At 51.9% G+C, this 22,130-nt stretch carries 23 protein-coding genes and 1 pseudogene; 10 read left to right on the top strand and 14 right to left on the bottom strand.

Translation table 11 applies throughout. The features are described 5' to 3' along the window. Positions 1–211 precede the first annotated feature (211 nt). Positions 212–973, bottom strand: coding sequence for an SDR family oxidoreductase (locus EL645_RS36835; RefSeq protein ID WP_218032241.1), 762 nt, complete (start codon positions 971–973; stop codon positions 212–214). A 262-nt stretch (positions 974–1,235) separates the two neighbouring features. On the opposite strand from EL645_RS36835, the gene EL645_RS36830 reads away from it, so the two are divergent. Further along, a complete protein-coding gene (locus EL645_RS36830; RefSeq protein WP_126557361.1) occupies positions 1,236–1,733 on the top strand; it encodes a GNAT family N-acetyltransferase in 498 nt (165 codons plus the stop codon). Positions 1,734–1,851: 118 nt separating this feature from the next. Continuing rightward, positions 1,852–2,673, top strand: coding sequence for a VOC family protein (locus EL645_RS36825; RefSeq protein ID WP_126557360.1), 822 nt, complete (start codon positions 1,852–1,854; stop codon positions 2,671–2,673). 120 nt (positions 2,674–2,793) lie between these two features. On the opposite strand, the gene EL645_RS36820 is transcribed toward EL645_RS36825, so the two are convergent. Both EL645_RS36820 and EL645_RS36815 read right to left on the bottom strand, forming a co-directional pair. Continuing rightward, entirely contained in the window at positions 2,794–3,636 is an 843-nt protein-coding gene (locus EL645_RS36820; RefSeq protein WP_126557359.1) for a hypothetical protein, read from the bottom strand. 62 nt (positions 3,637–3,698) lie between these two features. Then, on the bottom strand, positions 3,699–4,025 hold the full coding sequence (locus tag EL645_RS36815; RefSeq protein ID WP_126557796.1) for a cupin domain-containing protein: 327 nt from the start codon (positions 4,023–4,025) through the stop codon (positions 3,699–3,701). A gap of 183 nt (positions 4,026–4,208) precedes the next feature. On the opposite strand from EL645_RS36815, the gene EL645_RS36810 reads away from it, so the two are divergent. Next, entirely contained in the window at positions 4,209–4,850 is a 642-nt protein-coding gene (locus tag EL645_RS36810) for a hypothetical protein (protein WP_126557358.1), read from the top strand. 210 nt (positions 4,851–5,060) lie between these two features. On the opposite strand, the gene ilvD is transcribed toward EL645_RS36810, so the two are convergent. Next, a complete protein-coding gene (gene ilvD / locus EL645_RS36805) occupies positions 5,061–6,740 on the bottom strand; it encodes a dihydroxy-acid dehydratase (protein WP_126557357.1) in 1,680 nt (559 codons plus the stop codon). 434 nt (positions 6,741–7,174) lie between these two features. Between ilvD and EL645_RS36800 the strand changes: the two genes are divergently transcribed. After that, positions 7,175–7,318: a GNAT family N-acetyltransferase gene (locus EL645_RS36800; protein ID WP_126557356.1), complete on the top strand. Its 144-nt coding sequence runs from the start codon at positions 7,175–7,177 to the stop codon at positions 7,316–7,318. Then, positions 7,315–7,692: a GNAT family N-acetyltransferase gene (locus EL645_RS36795; RefSeq protein ID WP_126557355.1), complete on the top strand. Its 378-nt coding sequence runs from the start codon at positions 7,315–7,317 to the stop codon at positions 7,690–7,692. Before EL645_RS36800 ends, EL645_RS36795 begins: the two co-directional genes overlap by 4 nt. A 526-nt stretch (positions 7,693–8,218) precedes the next feature. On the opposite strand, the gene EL645_RS36790 is transcribed toward EL645_RS36795, so the two are convergent. Further along, a complete protein-coding gene (locus EL645_RS36790; RefSeq protein ID WP_126557354.1) occupies positions 8,219–9,244 on the bottom strand; it encodes an MFS transporter in 1,026 nt (341 codons plus the stop codon). A gap of 52 nt (positions 9,245–9,296) precedes the next feature. Next, complete coding sequence (locus EL645_RS44950) at positions 9,297–9,722, bottom strand: MFS transporter (protein ID WP_126557353.1); 426 nt, start codon at positions 9,720–9,722, stop codon at positions 9,297–9,299. 161 nt (positions 9,723–9,883) lie between these two features. Between EL645_RS44950 and EL645_RS36780 the strand changes: the two genes are divergently transcribed. The 4 genes from EL645_RS36780 to EL645_RS36765 all read left to right on the top strand — a co-directional run bounded on the left by EL645_RS36780 (position 9,884) and on the right by EL645_RS36765 (position 12,979). After that, complete coding sequence (locus EL645_RS36780) at positions 9,884–10,087, top strand: hypothetical protein (RefSeq protein ID WP_126557352.1); 204 nt, start codon at positions 9,884–9,886, stop codon at positions 10,085–10,087. Between the two features lie 58 nt (positions 10,088–10,145). Continuing rightward, positions 10,146–11,177, top strand: a complete 1,032-nt coding sequence (locus EL645_RS36775; protein ID WP_126557351.1) for a homoserine kinase — start codon at positions 10,146–10,148, stop codon at positions 11,175–11,177. A gap of 31 nt (positions 11,178–11,208) precedes the next feature. Beyond that, positions 11,209–12,081, top strand: coding sequence for an aldo/keto reductase (locus tag EL645_RS36770; RefSeq protein ID WP_126557350.1), 873 nt, complete (start codon positions 11,209–11,211; stop codon positions 12,079–12,081). Positions 12,082–12,328: 247 nt separating this feature from the next. Continuing rightward, positions 12,329–12,979, top strand: coding sequence for a hypothetical protein (locus EL645_RS36765; protein ID WP_126557349.1), 651 nt, complete (start codon positions 12,329–12,331; stop codon positions 12,977–12,979). A gap of 123 nt (positions 12,980–13,102) precedes the next feature. Here the strand turns inward: EL645_RS36765 and rho are convergent. Continuing rightward, positions 13,103–14,208, bottom strand: a pseudogene (rho, locus tag EL645_RS41925) (transcription termination factor Rho); the annotation flags it as partial. 713 nt (positions 14,209–14,921) lie between these two features. Between rho and EL645_RS36755 the strand changes: the two are divergent. Next, positions 14,922–16,331 carry a DUF2087 domain-containing protein gene (locus tag EL645_RS36755; RefSeq protein ID WP_126557348.1) on the top strand — a complete coding sequence of 470 codons (1,410 nt, stop codon included), beginning with the start codon at positions 14,922–14,924 and terminating at the stop codon, positions 16,329–16,331. Between the two features lie 55 nt (positions 16,332–16,386). On the opposite strand, the gene EL645_RS36750 is transcribed toward EL645_RS36755, so the two are convergent. The 7 genes from EL645_RS36750 to EL645_RS36725 form a co-directional block, all read right to left on the bottom strand. Continuing rightward, positions 16,387–16,764 (bottom strand): hypothetical protein, encoded by a 378-nt coding sequence (locus EL645_RS36750; RefSeq protein WP_126557347.1) that lies wholly within the window; start codon positions 16,762–16,764, stop codon positions 16,387–16,389. A gap of 20 nt (positions 16,765–16,784) precedes the next feature. Continuing rightward, positions 16,785–17,510, bottom strand: a complete 726-nt coding sequence (locus tag EL645_RS36745; protein ID WP_161977996.1) for an MFS transporter — start codon at positions 17,508–17,510, stop codon at positions 16,785–16,787. A gap of 29 nt (positions 17,511–17,539) precedes the next feature. Beyond that, on the bottom strand, positions 17,540–17,881 hold the full coding sequence (locus EL645_RS43585) for a hypothetical protein (RefSeq protein ID WP_246035707.1): 342 nt from the start codon (positions 17,879–17,881) through the stop codon (positions 17,540–17,542). A 4-nt stretch (positions 17,882–17,885) separates the two neighbouring features. Then, positions 17,886–18,341, bottom strand: coding sequence for a class I SAM-dependent methyltransferase (locus EL645_RS43580; protein WP_246035706.1), 456 nt, complete (start codon positions 18,339–18,341; stop codon positions 17,886–17,888). Between the two features lie 63 nt (positions 18,342–18,404). Then, on the bottom strand, positions 18,405–18,950 hold the full coding sequence (locus EL645_RS36735; protein WP_126557345.1) for a HEAT repeat domain-containing protein: 546 nt from the start codon (positions 18,948–18,950) through the stop codon (positions 18,405–18,407). 5 nt (positions 18,951–18,955) lie between these two features. Next, a complete protein-coding gene (locus EL645_RS36730; RefSeq protein WP_161977995.1) occupies positions 18,956–19,456 on the bottom strand; it encodes a HEAT repeat domain-containing protein in 501 nt (166 codons plus the stop codon). Then, positions 19,444–22,005, bottom strand: a complete 2,562-nt coding sequence (locus EL645_RS36725; protein WP_126557343.1) for a HEAT repeat domain-containing protein — start codon at positions 22,003–22,005, stop codon at positions 19,444–19,446. Before EL645_RS36725 ends, EL645_RS36730 begins: the two co-directional genes overlap by 13 nt. Positions 22,006–22,130 lie beyond the last annotated feature (125 nt).

The following is a 22,130-nucleotide window of genomic DNA, read 5'->3' as shown; positions in this document are numbered from 1 at the left end:
AACATGGAAAGTCAATACACTCTCTGTTCGCGCATTTTCTGCACCATATGATAAAAATATCTTTATAGAGGGCGCCAGACTTCCATTGTTACAACGCCCGAAGCTGTTTTATAGAGTGATGCACAAATTGCGCCCTGCGCAATTTGTGCATCACTCTATAAAACAGCTTCGGGCGCGCATGCGCACGCCTGTATGGGGGCATGACACGTTTTTAGTGAATGCGCGCACCACCATCGCAATCGATAATACAACCCGTCATAAAACTATTGGTAATCAAAAATTGAATGGCCTGAGCCACATCTTCCGCCTGGCCAACACGCTGCACCGGTAGGTGGGATGCCATGTGGGCAAAATAGTTCTCGCGGGCCTCGGCAGGCATCTTATCCCACCAGGCAGTTCGAATCACTCCCGGCGAGACAGCATTCACGCGCAACGGCTTGAGCTCAAGGGCCAGGGTAGGAATGGTAGCATTTAAAGCGCCATTGATCGCAGCCAGACCAGCCGTCCCTGCGATAGAGGTACGCGCGGAGGCCGCGGTCACGAAGGTCAGAGAACCATCGGCCCGCAGCGTATGCAAGCTGGCCTGAGCCGCGAACAGGCAAGGCCAGAACTTGGCCTCAAAGCCGCGCCGCAGCGCCGCCAGATCTAAGGTCCGAAATTCCCCCTGTCCTTCTCCGCCGCTCAGGCTCAGCACCAGATGATCCATCGAGCCCACCTGCCAGAAGAAGTCCCGCAATGCCTCGGTAGATGTTGCATCGACGACCGCCCCCTCTATATCCAGTTGCCATGCATGCAATTGCTCCAGGGCTGCATCTACCCGCGTCTGCTGCCGACCCGCAATCGTCACGGCCGCCCCGGACTCAGCCAGCAGGCGCGCCGTCGCCAGACCAATACCTGAACTACCCCGATAATAACCACACGCTGATTTGTTATACTCACAGATGCCTCCTGTTTCAAACGAATAAGCCCACAATTCATTATCCTTACCTGTACACAACTGTACACGATAGAAACAGTTAGCGGGGTTAAGATCACCTGAGAAAACGCATCAATTGTACGTGTAGGGCTTGCCTCCGCTTCCTTCGTTCCTGCTCGAATAATCAACAATAATAATGCCACGCACCTGTTCATTCGATGCATAGCATTATTATTTTACCCAGGGATCGTCTTAGATGTGTAGTAACATAAATTCCAGTTGTAAATATATTATGGATTGAGAAAGGATTTGTTTTATTATGGCATCAGTAGCTGAAGTTTTGATTCGTCCGGTGCTTGTGGAGGATGCGGAGGCGTTATGGAAGATCTCGCGGCAGGAGGGTGTGATCGAGACCACGATGGCTCTGCCCAGTACGCGCCTGGAGCAAAGGCGTAAGAAGCTAGCAGAATTGGGACCGAATGAACACTATCTGGTAGCTGAGCTCGCCGGCCAGGTGGTTGGTCTGGTAGGATTGGAGGTAGGCACTGGTCGGTTGCGCCATGCGGGATATTTGTTTATTTATGTCGAGCGCCAGCACCAGGGACAGGGTATTGGCAGCCGGCTCCTGCAGGCCGCGCTGGACCTGGCCGATCAGTGGTTGATGCTCAAACGCGTCGAGCTATCCGTCTTGACCGAGAATGAAGGGGCCAAACGGTTATATGAAAGAGTCGGCTTTGTGGTTGAGGGATGCCGTAAGATGGCCATCATTTCACAGGGCGAACTCAAGGACGAATGGTTGATGGCCCGCTATCGCTAGCGCTACTGGCAGGAAAAACCTATTCAACCAGCAACAAATGTGCTATACTATTGTTACGAACTGATAATAAGTAAGTGAAGACAGCGATACCTATTCAGACATTGGAGCATAACAGCATATGGCTATCATCAACACACAGGCGGAACAACAGGATGCGCAGGTTGCCAACTGGCCTTTAAAGCGCGTGGGCTTACGCGTACAAAACATGCAGCGCAGCATCGATTATTATAAGCGTCTGGGCCTTTCGGTCGTCCGCGATGAGAGAGACGAAGAAGGAAATGGAAGTGTTGGACTCGGAGCGGGCACACATGAGGTGCTTCAGTTGCGCACATTAGCGGGCGGACGCCCACGCCCACGCCATACAGCTGGCCTGTACCACTTCGCCCTCCTGGTACCCGATGAACCTGAACTGGGCTCATTTCTACGCTATGTCCTTGACCGCAACAATAATGTACCACTCGGCGGTGCCTCCGACCACCTGGTTAGCCAGGCACTCTACCTGACAGATCCGGAAGGGAACGGCATCGAGGTCTATGTCGACAGGCCACGCGACCAATGGCCAATCCAGAACGGTAAGGTCTCAATGGATACCCTGCCACTGGATGGTCCATATCTGCTGAATCAGGCCCACGACTTCAAAGGGTTCTCCGCTGGCCTGCGCCTGGGCCATATGCACCTGAATGTGAGCGACCTGGATCAGACCTTTGCTTTTTATGAAGAACACTTTGGAATGGAGCGTATGCTTGGCATTGAGCAACAGGCCTACTTCCTTTCGTGGGACGGCTACCATCATCATCTGGGCACCAACCTGTGGGCTGGCCGCAACGTACGCCCCGTCGAGCCGGATATGTATGGCATCGACTTCTACGAGCTCAAACGTCCAGGCCTGGAACCAGCCACGATCCAGGACCCCAATGGCGTCACCATTATCATTAGCTAAAGCATGCCATTGCAGATCCATACGTTTCATTCAGGGGAACAAAACAAAAAAGCCGAAAAAGCTGCAAGCGCTCCTTTTCCTGAGAAGAAAAGGAGCGCTTGCAGCTTTTTCGGACTATGTTTATTCCAGCTCGTTCAGGGATGAAAACAGGAAGGCATTCACGCCCGAGCTGCCCAATTGCTGGCGTAGAAGCATCGGCAGATCACTGGTTAACACACCCATGGTAGAGCTGCCGGCGGGCAATTGTGAGATATAGGTACGGCGCAATTTATCGCGAAAAGAATCGGGGAATGGGAACTTAACCGTCTGCACCTGGTCAATCGCAAAAGCGTTCCGATGGCTTAATTTCTTAAACTGGTAGCCCATCGGTAGCCAGGGGTTGGGTCCACGCATAATATTTTTGGTGAGATGATGGTTGCCGGACCAGACCAGTAAGCGAGCGTCCATAGGCAATTCCTGGAACGCATTGAACAAGTTTTGTGCCTGTGCCTCCTCACGCCAATTGGTCTCTTGCTCTCCAGAAAGCTGAGCCGGCAGCGCGGTCAGATCAGCTTCATAGGCGATCAAGGTAAAATCCAGATCCAGAGCAGATTGAATAAATTCCCGCATCTCAGGTTGGGCCAGATAATCCGCATCGGCCAGTATCTCATGGCGCTGCATAAATTGTTCCATCCAGGCCTGGTGCTCTGGCTTCGCCTGTTCCACACTGCGCAACGCATCCAGATCGGGCAGGGTCCGAGTGCGATTGGCCTCCTCGGCATAGGCGGGAAAAAGCATCTCCATCGCCAGATAACGCACACCCAACCGTTGAGCGGTGGGCAAAAGCTGCACCCCCACCTGGCGCGTCCGCACACAGCGCAAAGCCCCATGATGGGCCTCATTGATCATCACGATTGGTGAGCGCGAAAAACCAATCTCCAATATCTCCTCTGGCGTATGCCAGGACAATTGAGTCTGAACCATTCCCCACCTCTTATCTGCTCGTCCTATATATTAATCGTATCAAGAAGCCCGGGCTGTATGTGCTAAGAAATGAACTCTGTCGTTGCGGCGGCACGCTCAAAGCAGAGATTCACTGTGCGTTGCTCGGCCCGCGTTCGATGGATCACGCCAGCTGGAACAGTGAAAATATCATGAGGACGCAGAGCCACCGTCTCACGCTCCTCAAAATCAATAAATAACTCACCCTCCAACACCATAAATAATTCATCGGCATCAGGATGGCGATGCCAGGGATACTCTCCGGTAAACACAGCCAGGCGTAGACAACTATCATTGACCTCATTGACCACAAAATTTTGATACTGTTCAGTTACCTGAGCGGCAAGTTCATCAATATTAAAACGTTGCAATGACGATAAATTATCCATCGATGCGTTCTCCTTATTAGAATAATCTTCATGAATCCCAACTATTATCATCCCCACTATAACACATGAATAAAAGTTCCAAATATGGTATACTCCGTCTATATCCTCCTTCATTGATCATGCATCTGTGGCATTTTAACCTCATCTATTATGAAAGGGACATTTATGCAGCAATCGTATTATCAGAAGCACACCCGGCGTGAGCGTAGCGGGGCCTTTCCTGCCGGTTTTATCCTGGCGCTGATCGCGGGTCTGATCATTTTTGGTATCGGTTTCTGGACCAACTTTCATAATAGCTTCCCCAATGGTACGCTGATCGCACTGGTATTTCTGTTCGCGTTTTTCGGCACTCCTTTTCTGGCCGGCCTGATCGGTACGCTCAGTACGAGCCGTGTCGATACAGGCATCGCAGCCGGCGTCTGGAACGGTTTGTTTGTGGGTATATTTATGGGGGTATATATTTTTCTTCTCTTAGAGAACAATGCACCAATAAAAATCTCGCCGCAAGTCATCAAGCAAGTTCAGGATCAACTGGCCCAGGGAGGCATACAGATCTCGGTACAGACGTTGCAATTTGGCAGTGGTTATCCAACCAGCTATACAGGCATCGTGATAACCGATCTATTGCTACTGCTGGTATGGCTTGGCCTGGGAGCGCTACTTGGACTGATCGGGGCCCTGATTGGCAAAATTTTCGCGCCCGGCAACACCCATATATCAGACCAGCCAGATACTAACTTACAAGAGGCACCTCTCCAGGAGAATGGAGAGGCACCTCTTTTGAGAGTTGAAATGGCTTCTTCTTGATCAAGTTTAGAATATGTCTTATCCTCATGATCTCCGCGCTCTTCACGCCTGAGTTTGAGCGCCTTTGGCGCTCAAGAAGTATTCTTGTGTGGTGCAAAAAGTGCGCCAGGCACACTTTTTGCACCACACAAGAAAAAAAGCTCGGGCGCGCCAGCGCACGTTCGCACAGGAGCGAGATGCTTCCCATGATGATGATCGTAAGACACATTCTTAGATTTCAGGTACCGACAGGACGGCGCCCGTGTTAGCCGAGGTAACCAGAGAGGCATAGCGGCGCAGCCAGGAACTCTTCACGCGTCCTTTGACATGGGTAACTTCGCTCAGCCGCTGCTCAATCTGCTCCGGGGTAAGCTGCACTTCCAGGCGGCGCTCGGCCAGATCGATATGGATGATATCCCCATCCACCAGGGCGGCGATTGGACCATTAGCGGCCGCTTCCGGAGAGACGTGGCCGATACAGGCACCACGCGTACCACCAGAGAAGCGTCCATCGGTGATCAAGGCAACTTTCTCGCCCAGGCCCATACCCATGATGTTGGCGGTCGGAGCCAGCATCTCCTGCATGCCAGGGCCACCACGCGGTCCCTCGTAGCGAATGACGACGACATCGCCCTCTTTCACATGTTTATTGAGGATACCAGCACTGGCCTCTTCCTGCGAATTGTAGATGCGCGCCGGACCAGTATGCTTCATCATGGCAGGTGCCACGGCAGCCACTTTTACCACGGCCCCCTCGGGTGCCAGGTTGCCAAAGAGAATTGCCAGGCCGCCCTGTTCACTGTAAGCTTCCTCAATCGGATGGATCACTTCTGGATCCAACACCTCGGCCTCGGCGATATTCTCACCAATGGTACGCAAAGTGACGGTTGGGCGATCCAGATTGAGGATACCTTCCTTGCGCGAGAGCTCTTTGAGGATAGCGCCGATGCCGCCAGCGCGGTCCACGTCTTCCATATGCCATTTACCAGCCGGACTGACTTTACACAGATGCGGCGTACGAGCCGCCACCTGGTTGATGCGCTCCAGCGAATAATCCACACCAGCCTCACGAGCCAGGGCCAGGGTGTGCAGCACAGTATTGGTTGAGCCACCCATCGCCATATCTAACGCAAAGGCGTTGTCGATGGTATCCACATTCACAATCTGCCGTGGAGTCACATTAGCCTTCACCAGTTCCAAAATCTGCCGTCCGGCCGCGCGCGCCAGCTCACGTCGCTCCTCAGAAGTCGCTAGTTTCGATCCATTGCCCGGCAAGGCCAGGCCCATCGCCTCCATCAGGCAGTTCATCGAATTGGCGGTAAACATACCTGAGCATGAGCCACACGAAGGACAACTCTGCTGCTCTAACTCCAGCAACTGATCCTCGTTAATCTTACCCGCCTGGTAAGCGCCCACGCCTTCAAAAATACGGATCAAGTCAGAGCTACTGCCATCCGAAAGTTTACCAGCCGCCATCGGGCCACCACTGACAAAAATAGTGGGAATATCCAGGCGCATCGCAGCCATCAACATACCAGGCACGATCTTATCGCAGTTTGGAATACACACCATACCATCGAAGCGGTGCGCCTCAATCACAGTCTCGACGCAGTCAGCGATCAATTCACGGCTGGGAAGAGAATACTTCATGCCGATATGGCCCATAGCGATCCCGTCATCCACTCCAATAGTATTGAACTCGAATGGCACACCGCCGGCGGCCCGAATAGCCTCCTTCACAAGCTTGCCAAAGGCCTGCAAGTGAACGTGTCCCGGAACGATATCGATATAGGAATTGCAGACAGCGATAAAGGGCTTTTTGAAATCATTTTCACCTACGACACCGGTTGCGCGCAGCAAACCCCGGTGAGGAGCGCGCTCGAAGCCGAGCTTGATCTGATCTGAACGCATTGCGCCTCCTTAAGGCAGGTAGGAGTTCGTTCCTACCCAGCAGTTGCATTAAAGCTTTCATCAAAAGCAATCGTGAATGTGATATGTCTCCCTATGGATATCACTTTGAGGGAATGTTGCGCCATCCGCATTGATGGTCTGTACCTTGTTTTCTTTCTATCCTAACACACAATCCCCAAAAAGGTACCAGTAGGCCTCAAGTATAACACAGTTGCGCCGCTCTGCTCACCCGATCTGCCGTACAATTCTGCCTGCAACTAAAAAAACGGATAATTGAACTATAGGAAGGTGTATCATTTTACCGTACGGATCGTTTTAAAGGACCGCACACAACGGTGTTTGTTATAATCATGTCAGAAGCATATAATGATGAAGGAAGACGCAAGGGGTGGGAGGCGGGAATCTTTGTTTTTTATGACATTGTGAGGATTAGTATGATTATTTTAGAGACGGAACATTTGCTGTTCCGACCATTGACACTGGATGATCTGGACGATATGACCGCACTCTATACCGACCCCGAAGTTACACGCTTCCTGGCGGCCCACGTAGCCGGGATGAGGTACAACGCGTCCTGAATGGCTATATCCGCGAATATCAGATCTACGGACACTCATTCTTTGCCACCATTCGCAAGAGCGATCAGAGCTTTATTGGACATTGCGGCCTGTTAAGCCAGGAGGTCCAGGGGCAACAAGAGGTGGAACTGGCTTATGTGCTGGCTCGGCCATACTGGCAGAACAACCTGGCACTGGAGGGAACCGAGGCCTTGAAGAATTATGGCTTCCAAAAACTGGGCTTCCCGCGCATCGTGTCGCTGATTCCACCTGATAACGCCGTCTCGATCCATATTGCAGAGAAGATCGGTATGCACTTTGAGCGCGAACTGGATCAATGGGGCCAGCATTTCCGCCTCTACGCGATTGAGCAGCCCGTCGCCAGCAAAGCATAAAACAAAAATGTTGAGCACCGCAGGTGCTCAACATTTTTGTTTTATGTGGTGCAAAAAGTGCGCTGGGCGCACTTTTTGCACCACAGAAGTAAAACATGCTCACTTTTTGCACCAACAGAAGTAAAATATGCTCACTTTTTGCACCAACAGAAGTAAAATATGCTCACTTTTTGCACCAACAGAAGTAAAATATGCTCACTTTTTGCACCAACAGAAGTAAAATATGCTCACTTTTTGCACTACATAAGTAAAACAGGCGTGGACGCGCCAGCGCAAGAGCGGCACGCTTCCCATAAACATAAGCGTCTGACACTGCATGAACATGTCAGGCTCTCATGATCTCCACGATCTTCACGCCTGAGTTTGCGCGCCTTTGGCGCTCAAGTAATCATCTTATGTGGTGCAAAAAAGTGCGCTGGGCGCACTTTTTTGCACCACATAAATAAAAAAAAGCTCGGGCGCGCCAGCGCACGCACGCCCGCATAGGAGCGATATGCTTCCCATGCTAATGGGAGTCAGACACAGACTATAATCTGACATCATCCTCTTCAGCCACCTCGCAATGTGAGGAATAGGAAGCAACAGGCCGCTCGGTCAGCTCTGGCTCCTCCTCTGGAGCAACCTTGATCTTTTGCTCACGCATCACAAAAATGGCAATCACCAGCGCTAAGAGTACAAAGGCCAGGCAGGCAAAGATCGCGACGTGAAAGCCGTTCGCCAGCGCCTCGGCGCCTCCCATGCCCTGTGACTGCAGAAAGGTGGCCTGGGCGGTAGAGACGGACGTCACGATCGCCAGTACGATACTTGAACCAACCTGCTGGCTGGTATTAAGTAAGCCAGAGGCCAGCCCTTGCTCTTCGTTGGGCACGCCGGTCGTTGCCGCAATCGTAATAGCGGGAAAGACAAAGCCCATACCCAGTCCCACCACCAGCATACCGGGCAGGAGCGCATTCACATAGGTTGCCGTCGCTGAGAGCAGCAGGAACAATAATTGTCCACACCCAACCACGACGATACTGGAGACCAATAGCAGCTTGAGGCTAATACGTGAAAACATCCGCGAAGCCACATTGGACAGGATCAGCAACACACCAGCCATCGGCAAAAAGGCCAGTCCGGTCTGGATAGCGTTATAGCTCAGCACCCGCTGCATAAAAAGGGTTAGAATAAAGATGATCGCCCCAAAGGTTCCCGGCAGCAACAAACTGACCAGGTTTCCTCCGGTTAGCACGCGCAAGCGAAAGATATTCAGGCGCACCAGAGGGTCCTGAGCACGCAACTCGATCCGGATAAAAGCGAACAGCAAGAGCGCGGCCAATATCAGCATGCCCCAGGTTTGCCAGGATAGCCAGCCCAGTTCATTGCCGCGCGCCAGCGTATACACCAGGATTACAATACCCGCCGTCACGGTAATCGTGCCCAGGATATCCAATCGCTGCCGTCGCTCCGGGACCTGGCTCTCCGGAATAAAGAAAGGGGTCAACAGACAGGCTACCAGGCCGACCGGCACATTGACAAACATCACCCAGCGCCAGCCAGGACCCGCCGTCAATAGTCCTCCAGGATCGCCCCCACCGCAAAGCCAGTCGAGGCCACAGCCCCCATCACACCCAGGGCTTTATTGCGCTCAGGGCCTTCAGCGAAGGTTGAGGTAACCAGGGAAAGCGAGGTAGGGGCAACCACTGACGCCCCAGACCCTGCACCGCCCGCGCGCCAATCAGCCAGATACCTGACTGCGCCAGGCCACCCACCAATGAAGCAAGCGAGAAAACGATCAATCCTGCCAGAAAGAGCCTGCGACGTCCAAAGAGGTCGGAGGCTCGTCCACCCAATAAGAGAAAGCCACCAAAAGTCAGAGAATAGGCACTCACCACCCACTGCAGATTCTGCGTAGAGATAGCCAGATCTTTTTGCATTGAAGGTAACGCTACATTGACAATTGAAAAGTCCAACACCACCATAAATTGTGCCATACATAATAATGCCAGGACAAAACCACGATGGGCAAATCTTTGCTTAAAAGAAGACATGCTATTCCTCAAAATACTAATCAGATTAAATACTAAGTATGTAGGTTTTTATTATAGACGTACGTAACAGAAAATTGGTGTCGAAAAGCTGTAACAAATTAGCAGAAATTGCGACTATATATTATGGGGATATTTTTATTTATACCGCGAAGGAAAACAACATGCTCACAACAAAAAGCACCCATAATAATAGCCACTCCTACGAACTTGAAAAGAAGCAGGACAAGCAGCAACAGATTATTTTGAACAAACAGCTGTTACGAGATCTTCTTCCTCTCGATGATGAGAAGGCCACACAGATTTTGACGCTGGTGGCAGCCGAAAACCATAAAATTTTACGCCTCTCCTTACTAGAAAGCTTCTAGTAAGGAAAAGGGTAACGGCTGATTGCTTCTCCGGTTTTGATTTGCTAGAATAACCTGTATGGCAGTCAAAACAGAATTTTCAAAGCAGCAGTTCATAGAAATTCTCTCAGATTATACATTGGGAGATTTTACAGCTTTCAAACCGATCACTGCAGGAACAGTGCAAACGAATTTCTTACTCCAGACGACACAAGGGACATTTGTGTTCAGATATTATGAAAATCGTTCTATGGGTTCAGTTTTATTTGAAAGCGATCTCACCCAATATCTGAAGAAAAAAAGGTACCCTTGCCCTGCTCCTTTGAAGAATAGCAAGGGAAGATACGTTGGCACCCATAACGAGAAGCCTTACATTATCTTTGAATTTGTCGAGGGTCAGCACCTGGAAAATCCTGATGCGGCTCAGACAAAGCAGCTGATACAAAAAGTTGCTGAATTACAGAACCTCACGAGAAATTATAAACCACGCCACACTAAATACAGGTGGAATTATGATCTTGCACTCTGCCAGCAGCTGGCACGAGAAGAGGCCGACAAAATCAACACCGTTCAGGCAAAAGAAAAGCTGGCATGGTTTGAACATGAACTCTCACAGCTCATCCTTCCGCGATCCTTACCAAAGGGGATCTGCCATTGCGACTTTCACTTCTCCAATATCCTCTTCCAAAATGGAGAATTTAAAGCATTGATCGATTTTGATGATGCGAATTACACCTTTCTTATGTATGACCTGGCCACTTTGATCGATCCGTTTCTCCCATCTTTCGATTGGAATAGCTGGTCTCATTTCAAGCCAGGAGAGAATGTGTTCGATTTCAGTGCGGCAAGCCAAACAGTAATGGAATATACCAGGCATCGCCCCTTAAATAATAACGAAAAAAGCCATCTCTATGATGTCTTCAAATTAAGCATTATGTTTGATTGTGTCTGGTATTTTAAAAGAGGAGACGCAAAAGATTTTTATGAGAAAAGAAAAATTGCTGCCTTGAACGATTTAGGGAGAGAGCATTTCCATGCTGAACTGTTTGGCAAACAGAAACGGAACGTTCAACCGAAGCGTGGAGATGGGAAAGAGGGGTGTCGTTCATAGCATAGCTATACAACAACATGGAGTATCTGCAATGCAACAAACAAATCTACTTCCAGTCAGTGCCAGCGGCACATTTCTTATTGGCGACGACCTGCGTGTCTATCGACTGGGGTTTGGAGCCATGAGAATTACCGGCAAAGGCATCTGGGGGGCCCCATCAGATAAACAAGAGGCCCTGAACGTGCTACGCCGGGCCCTGGAATTGGGCATTAACCTGATTGATACCGCCGATTCCTATGGACCCGCAGTAAGCGAAAGCTTGATCGCTGAAGCACTCTATCCTTATCCCAGTCATCTGGTCATCGCCACCAAGGGTGGGTATATCCGCACCGGACCCGACCAGTGGCGGCCCGATGGGCGTCCAGAGCACCTGCGCGAGGCGCTCCAGGGCAGCCTGCAACGACTGCGCTTGCAACGTATCGATCTCTACCAGCTGCACACACCTGATCCAAAGGTCCCTTTCCAGGATTCGGTAGGAGAACTCGTCAAGATGAAGGCCGAAGGGAAAATTCGCCATATCGGGCTCTCCAATGTGAATGCCCAGCAGCTAGAACAAGCGCGCAAGCTCACCCCCATCGTGACGGTCCAGAATCGCTATAACCTGACCGATCGCACCTCTGAAGATATGGTCGACATCTGCCAGCAAGAGAATATTGGCTTTATCCCCTGGTTCCCACTGGCCACAGGCGACTTGAATCGCGACCAGGGACACCTGGCCCGCATCGCCGCCAAACACAACGCCACACCGGGTCAGATCGCCCTGGCATGGCTACTCAAGCGCTCCTGCTCCATGCTGCCCATCCCGGGCACAGGCTCAGTCAAGCACCTTGAAGAAAATGCCAGAGCCGCCCAGATCCAGCTCTCCGATGAAGAATTTCAAACCATTTCTCAGGGCTTCCATTAACAAATTCAGTTTTACAGGACATAATTAAGAAAGAAGTAGATATACAAGCGAGAGGTATATCTACTTCTATTCCTGATATCTCCTATGGCCACCACACCCTTACTAAATAAAATATCTCTCTTTTCAGTACCGTCAAATCAAGCAACAATCGATATATCCTTATTCATATACATATTTCCGCGGGCCGATATTATAACGATAGAGAAACATTCTTGTGTTAATCCAATAATAAATTAAGGATAGTGCAATGAAAAGATATACGCTTAAAAATTCATGGCCTCATCATTCTTTGCTGGCCCGCATCTTCGTGCTGGCACTCATGATCAGCCTGACCGCAGGCAGCATGGCTCTAGTGCAAATACATACTACTGAAGCTGCCAGTAACCACAACAAACCTCCAAAGCCTGATTTCCAATTTAGCATGATTCAATCGCCCAACATCAACCAATGCCTGCCCCAGGCCAGCGGCTTTGTCAGTATTACACGTGGTCAACAGAACGACATCATGCATGTTAGTGTCAGACATCTGGTCCCTAATACTGGCTATGACCTGTTTGTTATCGAAATACCAAACAAGCCATTTGGAGTTGCCTGGTATCAGAGCGACCTGGAGACCGATAAATACGGCAATGGCGATGTAACCGTCGAGGGCATCTTCAATCGCGAAACCTTCTCAATCTCCACAGGAGGCCCAACAGTAACCTTCCCTGCCACTCATCAATTCCACCTGGGTCTATGGTTCAATGATCCACAGGTTCCATTTGTCCGCGGCTGTGAGCCTGGTCAGACATCACCTATCGTTACTCCCTTCAATGGTGAGCAAAATGCTGGCATCCAGGTTCTCAACACGGCCAACTTCTCTGATGCCGCAGGACCGCTCTCTTTCGTCAACCCATAAGCTCAAATCAGGTCTAACAATTCCAACGCCAGTTTAAATAACTACCTATCAAAAAAGGCAGCACCAGAAAGATTAATTTGGCGCTGCCTTTCTCTAACAGACACAAGCAAAGTTTCCAACTAACTACATAGCCCGCTTGCTCAAGGTAGCCAGAAACTCGCGATTGCTTTTAGACTTGGCCAATTGCTGGATAAAGGCCTCCATAGCGTCCTGGCCTTGCTGATCTGAGAGCTGAGCGAACATGCGACGCATAGTAACTACAGCTTGATAGGTCGGCTGGTCATAAAGCAATTCTTCACGGCGCGTACCGGAGAGCGATATATCGATGGCCGGGAAAAGACGGCGCTCGGCCAGTTTACGGCTCAGGACCAATTCCATGTTGCCGGTCCCTTTTAACTCTTCATAGATCACATCGTCCATGCGGCTCCCGGTTTCGATCAAGGCCGTTGCGATTACTGTCAGGCTTCCACCCTCTTCAAGCTTGCGGGCAGCCCCAAAGAAGCGCTTCGGCATAATCATCGCGCTCGGGTCCAGGCCACCAGACAGGCTGCGACCACTCGACTCGACGGTCAGATTATAGGCTCGCGACAGACGCGTCAGACTATCCAGCAGCACCACCACATCTTTGCCCTCTTCAACCAGGCGCTTGGCACGCTCCAGCACCATCTCGGCCAGGTGCGTATGGGCATAAGCAGGCTCATCAAAAGTTGAGCTAATCACTTCCCCATGTACTGCCCGCCTCAGATCGGTGACCTCTTCTGGACGCTCACCAATCAAGGCAGTCAACAAATGGACATCAGGATAGTTAAACGAGATGGCGTTGGCGATTGACATCAGGAGCATCGTCTTACCGGCTTTAGGAGGAGCCACAATCAGGCCACGCTGACCACGGCCCATCGGGAAACCAGGTTCATCAAGCGGCCAGACAAATTGGTGGGATCACTTTCCAGGTCAAACATCTCTTGTGGAAAAATTGGAGTCAGGGATTCAAAACGAGGTCGCATGCTTACAGCTTCCGCGCCACGTCCATTGACCTGCTCTACCCGCAGCAGGCCACCATACTGCTCGCGCTCCTTAGGCGGTCGCACCTGGCCCGCGACAAAATCACCTTGTCGCAAACCAAAACGGCGGATCTGCGAATGCGATACATAGATATCCTGAGGACCTGACAGGTAGCGCTCCGAACGCAAAAAGCCATAGCCATCCTCAACAATATCCAATATGCCCGCTCCCGGAACGGCCAGTTCTTGATCAGAAACCGCCGCCGGTGGGCGCATATTTACAGGAGGACGCTCGACCATCGGTTGATCAAAGGCCTCTGCATTTGAATGTACAAATGAGCGAAACGCATGCCGCCGATCCTCGGGGTCAGGCGCTGCATTTGTATGCATAATTGAACGAGTATTCTTCATAGGGTCAAATGGTGCGATCATTGGAGGTGGATCGTACCGTTCTCCTTTCACTGAAACGTGTCTCTTATAGAAGCAAAGAAGGGAGTACACTGGGTAAGGTATTTTAAAGTATCGTCTCAATTTCCAGTGATAGGCCGCCAGGTAACATCACATACTGTTTTCATTACAGTATGAAGCCACAAAATAGCAGGAGTAATCAAAAACAGATCCATAAGACCAACGGAAATTGTAAGGATGGTGGCGGATAGAAAGGATACATGTTTCATCAATGAAAACAACCAGGGTAGAGATGATATTCCCAATCAGCCACTACACTTTTTGTTTCCAATGCGATTGCCCATTGCTACCTCATACACAACCATTGATCGTCACAGTAGCCTCTCTCCTACAGAGGGACTTCTATCTAACAATCCAACCGCCCCAATTACCTTGACAATCCCTTTTTTCTTGGGTATGCTTATCTTGCAATTATGCGAATATTCGCATAATTGCAAGATAATGAGAAGCAAACAGAAGGAAGGTCGAATGAAATGGAATTCAGCAGCACCGCAAGCCAGAGCAAGATACACGTCGAGCTAGAACCGGTCAGCAACGCACTCAATAGCTTTTCACTACTACACCAGAGTTCACAATTGCCTGGTCTCAGTCCATGGGTACAACAGGCAGCAGCCAGATTGAGCAGTGAGCAATTGCAGACCAATCGCCTCTTATTTACGGGCCTGCAGGATGCCCTGACACCGCAACGGAATGAGCCAAACTTTCCATCGTACCTGCACAACCTGAGTGAGGTAAATGTATATGTGCTCCGCAAACGTATCCTGGAGCCATTGCGCCGCCGCTTCTCACGCAGTACAGCGGCCTCGCCACCACACACCAAATACCTGATCACGGACGTAGATACCTATTTAGACAGTGTACGGCAAACATACGGTGAAGACACGTTCGATCCAGAGTTGCAGCACCAGGTCCACGCCCTCCTGCAAGATCCGCAGGCACTGCAAAACACGATCCTGACCCACCTGGAAATGTTGTGGCAAACGACATTTATCAATGAATGGAAACGCGTGCAGAACATATTACGCTGGCAGGCCGAGATGTTTGCGAACAGCTTGCGGCGCGAAGAGACGCTGGAGGAGACGCTCTATGAATTCACTGGTCGCCAGTTGCCAGTAGAGGTCTCACTGGCTGTCTCCGGCGCCGAAGAAATCATCCTGATCCCGTCGTGGCATACAGGCAGGCGCATTACAGTCTGGAATGGAGCCGATTGGGATGGTGATGAGTGGGGTGGGAAAGAGGTTACGCGCATCTTCTTTAGTGAGCCGCCCAACTATGATGTGGCCCAACAGCGCACCGCGATCATTACGCGTCCCGAACTACAAGCCCGGCTGGGAACCCTGGCGGACGAGACGCGCCTGAGCATTATTGAACTGCTCACCCGACACAGCGAGTTGCAGGCCCAGGAGATCATCTCGGCCCTCAATCTCAGCCAATCGAGCGTCTCACGCCACCTCAAGCAACTGGTCGGCATGAAATATCTCTATGAGCGCCGTGGTGAGGGTGCCAACAAAACCTATCGCCTGAGCTCATTCTACCTGGCTCGCACCGCGCAAGCCATCCAGCACCTGACCGACGAAGAAAAAGCACAATCGGCCGAACAGCAAACAGAGACGGTCTACAGCCAGGCACTCAAGCGCTTTAGCGATCAGAGCGGGCGCATCAACACCTGGCCGCCATCCAAACAAATAGACAAGCTCCTCATCCTGGAATACCTGGCCAGCTTCTTTGAAAAGGGCCGCATGTACAACGAAAAGGAGGTCAATAGTCTGCTGCAAAAGCACACCACCATCCAGGACCCGGCCGCCCTGCGCCGAGGATTATACGAGTACCGTTTCATGAGCCGCCAACCCGACGGCTCCCAATACTGGCTCATCGACCAATAAATCACTTCGAGCGGGGGATTTTCCTCTTATCCCCTGCTCGAAGCGGGACGTGTTTCTACTCTGGGACAACTATCATTTCTTTTACTTCGTTGCTTTCAGCAAGCGGGGTCTGGCTTTTGTTTTTGCTGAAGCGCAGGCTGAGTGTAAACAGGAGCAGGGCCAGCAGGACAAAACCGGCACCGATAAAGCCGAGCTGGGTGACGGGGACTGAGCGCAGGGCCAGGCCTCCCAGGGCGGCTCCGCCAGCGATGCCTAGATAGAAGGTTGAGTTGTTGAGGGCCAGGATAACGTTGGCGTGCTCGGGCGCCACGCTCAACAGGCGATGCTGCTGAGGAATGAAGAGCTGCGAGATCGCCATGCCCCAGATGAAGAGCATGAATATCCCCCCGATTACGGTAGAGATCGCCAGTGAGAGCACAACTTCGATGATCACAAGCGCTACCAGGGAAAAGATCAATGGGCGATTGGACCAAAGCGATCTGCCGTCATCCCACCAGACCAGTTTCCGGCCACGACTCCCAGGCCATAGGCGACCAGTAGTCCACTGATATCTGTGATACGCAGGTTGTGCTGCAGCAGGAGCGCGATATAGGTATAGACGGTGTAGGCGCCTAGATTCCACAGGAGCGATGGTAGGAGCACCAACACCACGCGGGGCTGTGTGATCGGCGTCAGACGTGCCTTCAGCGAGAGTTGCGCGGGTGCGGCAACCTTAGGTAGACCGCAGATGAGCAGGGCCAGCACAGCAACGCCAGCCAGAAATGCCACCAGCGCGAAAGACATGCGCCAGCCAAAATGCTCACCGACCCAGGTTCCCAGTGGCGAGCCAAGAGCGGTCGCTACGGTGAGTCCGATAACGACCAGGGCCAGTGCTCGCCCACGCTTTTCGGGAGGAGCCAGCGATATTCCAACTGTATAGGCTAGCGGCGCATAGGTGGCAGCGAAACAGCCTGCCAGCACACGCGTCAGCAACAGTAGCGGGAAAGATGGAGCCAGTGCTGAGGCCAGATTAGCCAGGAAGAAGAGACCCAGTGAACCAATCAGGACACGATTGGGCAACCAGCGACCAGCCAGTGCCGCCAATAAGGGCGCACCCAGACCATAGGTTAATGAGAACACCGTCACCAGTTGTCCGGCGACCCCCTCTGTAACACCCGTCTCTTTTGCGATAACCGGCAAAACGCCAGCCACTCTTCTAATTCCCGCACTCACTTGATGCCGATGCGGACGCGGTAACTAAAATACCAGGGGATCGGTTGGGACCCGAGAGATTGGAACGCCGCGCGTGTGAGACGATCAAAACCGATCTCTTGTTCAGTGATGGTTTTCAGCTTGAACTGGTGGCTGTATGCATTCGTCAGAATCATCTCAAGAAAACGTGCAGCGTCTCCTTGCTCGACATGATGAAGGAAGAGCTCGCGCGTGAAGCGGAAGTAGCCGCTGTCACGCATGCGATCGAGATGGGTATGCTTCGGCCATTTCGGGAGATTCCCGGTAAGTCCACGCTCCTCCATAAGTTTGTCGAAATGGTTGTCGATCTCCTGGTACACCTGCTCAAGCTCCCAGTTGTACTGGCGGCCAGTCATAATCGTAGGCAGCGAAGAGCCCACCAGGCCGCAGGATACGCGCGATCTCGGCCAGCGTCGAAGTTGGTTCCATCCAATGAAACGCCTGGGCAGCCGTGACGATATCAGCACATCCGTCGGGCAGGCCAGTCTGATGAGCAACTCCCTCTTGATACTTGATATGTGCTGCGTAGGGATGGTCTTCGACTTTGCGGACAGCCTGAGTACGCATATCGGCATTGGGTTCGATCCCAATCACTAGCTCGGCCCGCTCACTCCAGATCGCAGTGGATAGCCCGGTTCCGCTGCCCAAATCCACCACCATGGCGGGATGCGGCATACCAATCAGCTGCGTCAGCAGATCGAGCAAAGCCGGTGGCGGCGTCGGGCGCGCCTGATCATAGCTGAGGGCTGTGCCAGTCCAAATGTCACTGGTTTCGGTCATGTTGTTTTCTCCTGACTTTTTCTTGCAGAGACAAACCTTAGACATTATAAAACAAGGATAAGATCACGCCACATCCTTAACCTGGCCACGTAGCAGGAGAATGTCCACAGCTGTACGAGCGGCCTCACGGACAGAGCGAGCATCATCCTCATGACAGAGCACTAGCAGGAGCTCAAAAGTCTCGAACGGGATATCGCCTTCGAGATTGCCAAGGGCCTGGGCCGCTGCCTGGCGTACCTGCCAGTGGGGCCAATGCAACGCTTCCGTCAGGAGCAAGATCGTCGAAGGAGAAGATTGGCCTATACTGCCCAGCAGTTGGGCCATTTTTGTGCGCTCGATCGAGCCCAGCACGGGTCCCACCGCATTGCCGGCCAGAACCTCATCCACTTCATGTAACACCTCTGACAGTGCTTCAGGATGATAGATAAACAGGTTGAACAACGCTTGCTGGCGCACAAATTCATCACTATCTCCCAGAGCAGCCAGCAAGGCGCTCACGGCTGCCTGATCGGGATGGCGGGCGAGCGCATCCACAGCCGCCATGCGCTCAATGGAAGAGTTAGCCTGGACCGCCTCAAGCAACAATGGTAGTGGTACCTGCTCTATCACTATTTCTAAAACATGAAGGGCTGAGACACGTACCCAGACGCAGGGTCGATCAAAGCCTGCCGCAATAGATCCATTGGCACAGGCTTTTTCAAGCGGGCCAGCAGCTCTAGCGCTGCACTACGGGTGGAAGACGAGCGGGCTTCGACAAAAGGTAGAATATCTTCCAGCACGACATATTCTGACAGGGTGGTCATGGCCTTGACGGCTTGCTCACGCACATCTTTCTCAGGATCATCCAGGCACGAAAGCAGTATAGGGATAACCGAGGGCTCACTCCAGAGTTCAAGTTGCTCAACCACGTATTCACGCTCATAGCCATCCCCATTGCGCAAAGCTACGGTTAATACTGATGGCGAGACGTGCCCTTTCAACTGTCTTAAGGCCCGTACAGCAGCTCGTCTGACCCCAGTAAAAGAATCGTTCAAAGCAGTCAGCATGACATCCAGAGGAGCCTCTTCTCCCAGCGTAGCCAGGGCATCCAGAGCGTCTTCACTTATAAGAGCCATGCTAAGCGGTGTATCATCCGCTCTCTCATCGCTATCTTCTTCCCCCATCTCGCGGCCTGTTCACGAGCAGCTGGCAACTGTTGCAGATAGCGAGCTCGCTCATCCAATGCTTCTAGCAGGATGGAAATTGGAGCCCGGCGTCCCATACCAGTACACAGCTTAATGGCGGCTGCACGCTCATTGATATGATCGCTACGCCAGAGGGTCATTACTTCATCAACCGAGATATTATCGACCAGAGCCAGCAACGCCTGGCTCGCGGTATAAGAGGCATCCCCTTTAAGTTCCCTGAATAAATATGGAATAGCAGGCTCATATAATCGTTGGCCCAGGATCGTGATGATGGCATCACGCACATGGTAAGGCAAAGGATGTAGGATATCGTTGCGCTCAAGCAGGGGTACCAGCGGCTCTAGCGGCACATATTCACTTAATGCTTTGAGGGCCGAAGCAGCCGCATTGCTGACTATCTCATCCTCATCGGTCAGGGCCGCGCTAATACGCTCAAAGGGTGCCTGAGCGCCCAGTTTGCCCAGCGCATGGAGCTGGCGGGCGCTCAGCTCACCATCTGCAACGAACTCTTCGGCTACTACATCAGCATTGGATGCGATCGGCAACTCCTGCTTTAACGCCTTGAGCGCCCGGTGGGCCCGCTCAACATCTTGCATATAATACCAATCGAACTCTTCAGGAAGCCAGAAGCCTTGCGCCTTCTGTAAGTAGATATCGTTCAAATCAGCCACGGTTTTTTGTGCTCCCAACGTTTCAAGCGCCAGGAAAATGCCTTGTAGCTGAAACCATTTCAGCGGCTCCTCCTCCACGCAAAACGCGCGCAGCTGGCGCAACAGCTCAGCGGGTCCTTGAGTCCCTTGAATTTGTAGCGCCATCCTGCGCACTTGCACACTCCAATTATCATAGTGCTGCAAGGTCTCGGCTGGTTGCATTGTGCGCGCCATTAAATGCAGGCCCAGAGGGTGATGGCGCAGTTGTTGGTTGTCCCGTGACAGGGATGATTGATCGGTCTTATCGCCAAGCAGCCGCTGTATTTGATCATTGTTTGGCCGCACGCCTGGTTGGCAGAGCGCCCATAGGGCAGCCATCTTCTCCTCATAATCACGACTCTCCACCACTTGCAGCAGATAGCGAATAGAGGTGTGCTCACCCAATCTTCCCATAGCTTCCAGGGCCGCACAGCGAACAGCATCACCATACCCACGCTCATAGATAGAGATGAGCAGTCCCAGGGCTTCCGGTCCACCCACCTGGACCGAGGCCTGGCAGACAGCAAGCTTAACGTCTTGCGAAGAATCCTGGATGGCCGCCTTCAAGAGCGTGCGGGCCTCTAACTCTGGTCGCGAGCCCAGCCCGAGCACAGCGGCGGCGCGTAGCGGGACATGTTCATGCTCCAGGAACGCCTTCAAAACATCCAGCGTGATACGTTCAGGCTGCGTGGATAGGATTATCAGGGCCGCCGCTTGCCTTTCTGGACGGTCGCTATTGAGTATGGCTTCTACACGTTGCTGGAGCACAACGGAGCCCAGGAGGCCCAGGGACTTCGCAGCCACCTGCCGCAACATTTCCCAGGGGTCCTCACAATACGTGATCAATTGCGTAATGGCAATCTCTAAACAGGGAGCAGGCAGGGAGCGCACTTTCTGGGCCAGCAATTGCAGATAACGAACCAGGTAGAGGTTGCCAGAGTGCAAAGCAGCCACCATGCAACTTACCCAGCGCTGCGTTGCCTGCTGCCCAATCTCCAATAATCGTGGTACTGAGGCAAATGTTTCCAGAAAATGGAGCTCCTGCAAGGTAGTCAGGACGATAGAGAGCCCCAGGGCTCCAGGATCTCCCTGCTCGGTGTCAGGCTGTGCCAACAGACGTCTCAACCACCATTCAAGCAGGGCAATACCGCGATCTTCATGATAGCAGGCAAGTTCCACCAGCAAAGCTCGCATCAAGGTCTGACCCCGGCCCAGAAAATGGATACGCCACAGTTGTTCATAGATCGCTATGCGTTGCTGCTCATCTTGAGTCTCGAGTATCTGTTCTACCAGCAGACGCACCTGTTCACGTAGCGATGGAGTCAGAGGATGCGGCTCTGGCAACTGTTCAGGCATATGTAACAAGCTCGATTGATAGATTGGATAATCAGAATCATAGCCATATTCAAGCTCAACATGAGAACCGTTAAAACGCCATCCCCAGGTACGCTCGTCTTCCCCACGAATATGGATAAAACTATCCGCCTGCACAAATGGGGCCAGGACCTCAAATGGAGCGTAATCATTGCCAATTTTCCAGCCATTAAACTCCAATGAGTAGACATTCCCTTGCCGATCCATTACGGGTCGCCAGCGCAACCTCTGCAGGGTCTCTTCAAAGTTTGCCTGGTTTGTATACGCATGACCCTTCACCCAGCGAAAATGGCCAACCAGATGCTGCAAGGCCTGTTTTGCCAGCGCCAGGCGCTCGCGCGGAATATTAACCTGCGCCTCATCAAGATAGATCCAGTACCCCATAAAATATGTACTTTCTATGTCAGCAACCATACAGATAATCCCTTATGATTAAAGGGCCTTTATCTGATCTGGTGGCCTTAAAAATGATAAGAGGAGATATATCTCTTCCATTACTTTTCTAGCCGATAATTGCAGTAAGTACCAGATAAATTTTA

It is taken from the genome of Dictyobacter kobayashii, assembly GCF_003967555.1.
Classification (GTDB): Bacteria; Chloroflexota; Ktedonobacteria; order Ktedonobacterales; family Ktedonobacteraceae; genus Dictyobacter; species Dictyobacter kobayashii.
The sequence above is the reverse complement of the archived record's forward strand: the minus strand, read 5'-3'. Positions and strand labels throughout refer to the sequence as shown.

Excerpts from the sequence above, each read along its gene's own strand:
- EL645_RS36830 (WP_126557361.1), top strand. The coding sequence starts at position 1,236 with ATGGCATCAGTAGCTGAAGTTTTGATTCGTCCGGTGCTTGTGGAGGAT.
- EL645_RS36825 (WP_126557360.1), top strand. The coding sequence starts at position 1,852 with ATGGCTATCATCAACACACAGGCGGAACAACAGGATGCGCAGGTTGCC.
- EL645_RS36820 (WP_126557359.1), bottom strand. The coding sequence starts at position 3,636 with ATGGTTCAGACTCAATTGTCCTGGCATACGCCAGAGGAGATATTGGAG.
- EL645_RS36810 (WP_126557358.1), top strand. The coding sequence starts at position 4,209 with ATGCAGCAATCGTATTATCAGAAGCACACCCGGCGTGAGCGTAGCGGG.
- ilvD (WP_126557357.1), bottom strand. The coding sequence starts at position 6,740 with ATGCGTTCAGATCAGATCAAGCTCGGCTTCGAGCGCGCTCCTCACCGG.
- EL645_RS36800 (WP_126557356.1), top strand. The coding sequence starts at position 7,175 with ATGATTATTTTAGAGACGGAACATTTGCTGTTCCGACCATTGACACTG.
- EL645_RS44950 (WP_126557353.1), bottom strand. The coding sequence starts at position 9,722 with ATGTCTTCTTTTAAGCAAAGATTTGCCCATCGTGGTTTTGTCCTGGCA.
- EL645_RS36780 (WP_126557352.1), top strand. The coding sequence starts at position 9,884 with ATGCTCACAACAAAAAGCACCCATAATAATAGCCACTCCTACGAACTT.
- EL645_RS36775 (WP_126557351.1), top strand. The coding sequence starts at position 10,146 with ATGGCAGTCAAAACAGAATTTTCAAAGCAGCAGTTCATAGAAATTCTC.
- EL645_RS36770 (WP_126557350.1), top strand. The coding sequence starts at position 11,209 with ATGCAACAAACAAATCTACTTCCAGTCAGTGCCAGCGGCACATTTCTT.
- EL645_RS36765 (WP_126557349.1), top strand. The coding sequence starts at position 12,329 with ATGAAAAGATATACGCTTAAAAATTCATGGCCTCATCATTCTTTGCTG.
- EL645_RS36755 (WP_126557348.1), top strand. The coding sequence starts at position 14,922 with ATGGAATTCAGCAGCACCGCAAGCCAGAGCAAGATACACGTCGAGCTA.
- EL645_RS43580 (WP_246035706.1), bottom strand. The coding sequence starts at position 18,341 with ATGACCGAAACCAGTGACATTTGGACTGGCACAGCCCTCAGCTATGAT.
- EL645_RS36730 (WP_161977995.1), bottom strand. The coding sequence starts at position 19,456 with ATGGCTCTTATAAGTGAAGACGCTCTGGATGCCCTGGCTACGCTGGGA.
- EL645_RS36725 (WP_126557343.1), bottom strand. The coding sequence starts at position 22,005 with ATGGTTGCTGACATAGAAAGTACATATTTTATGGGGTACTGGATCTAT.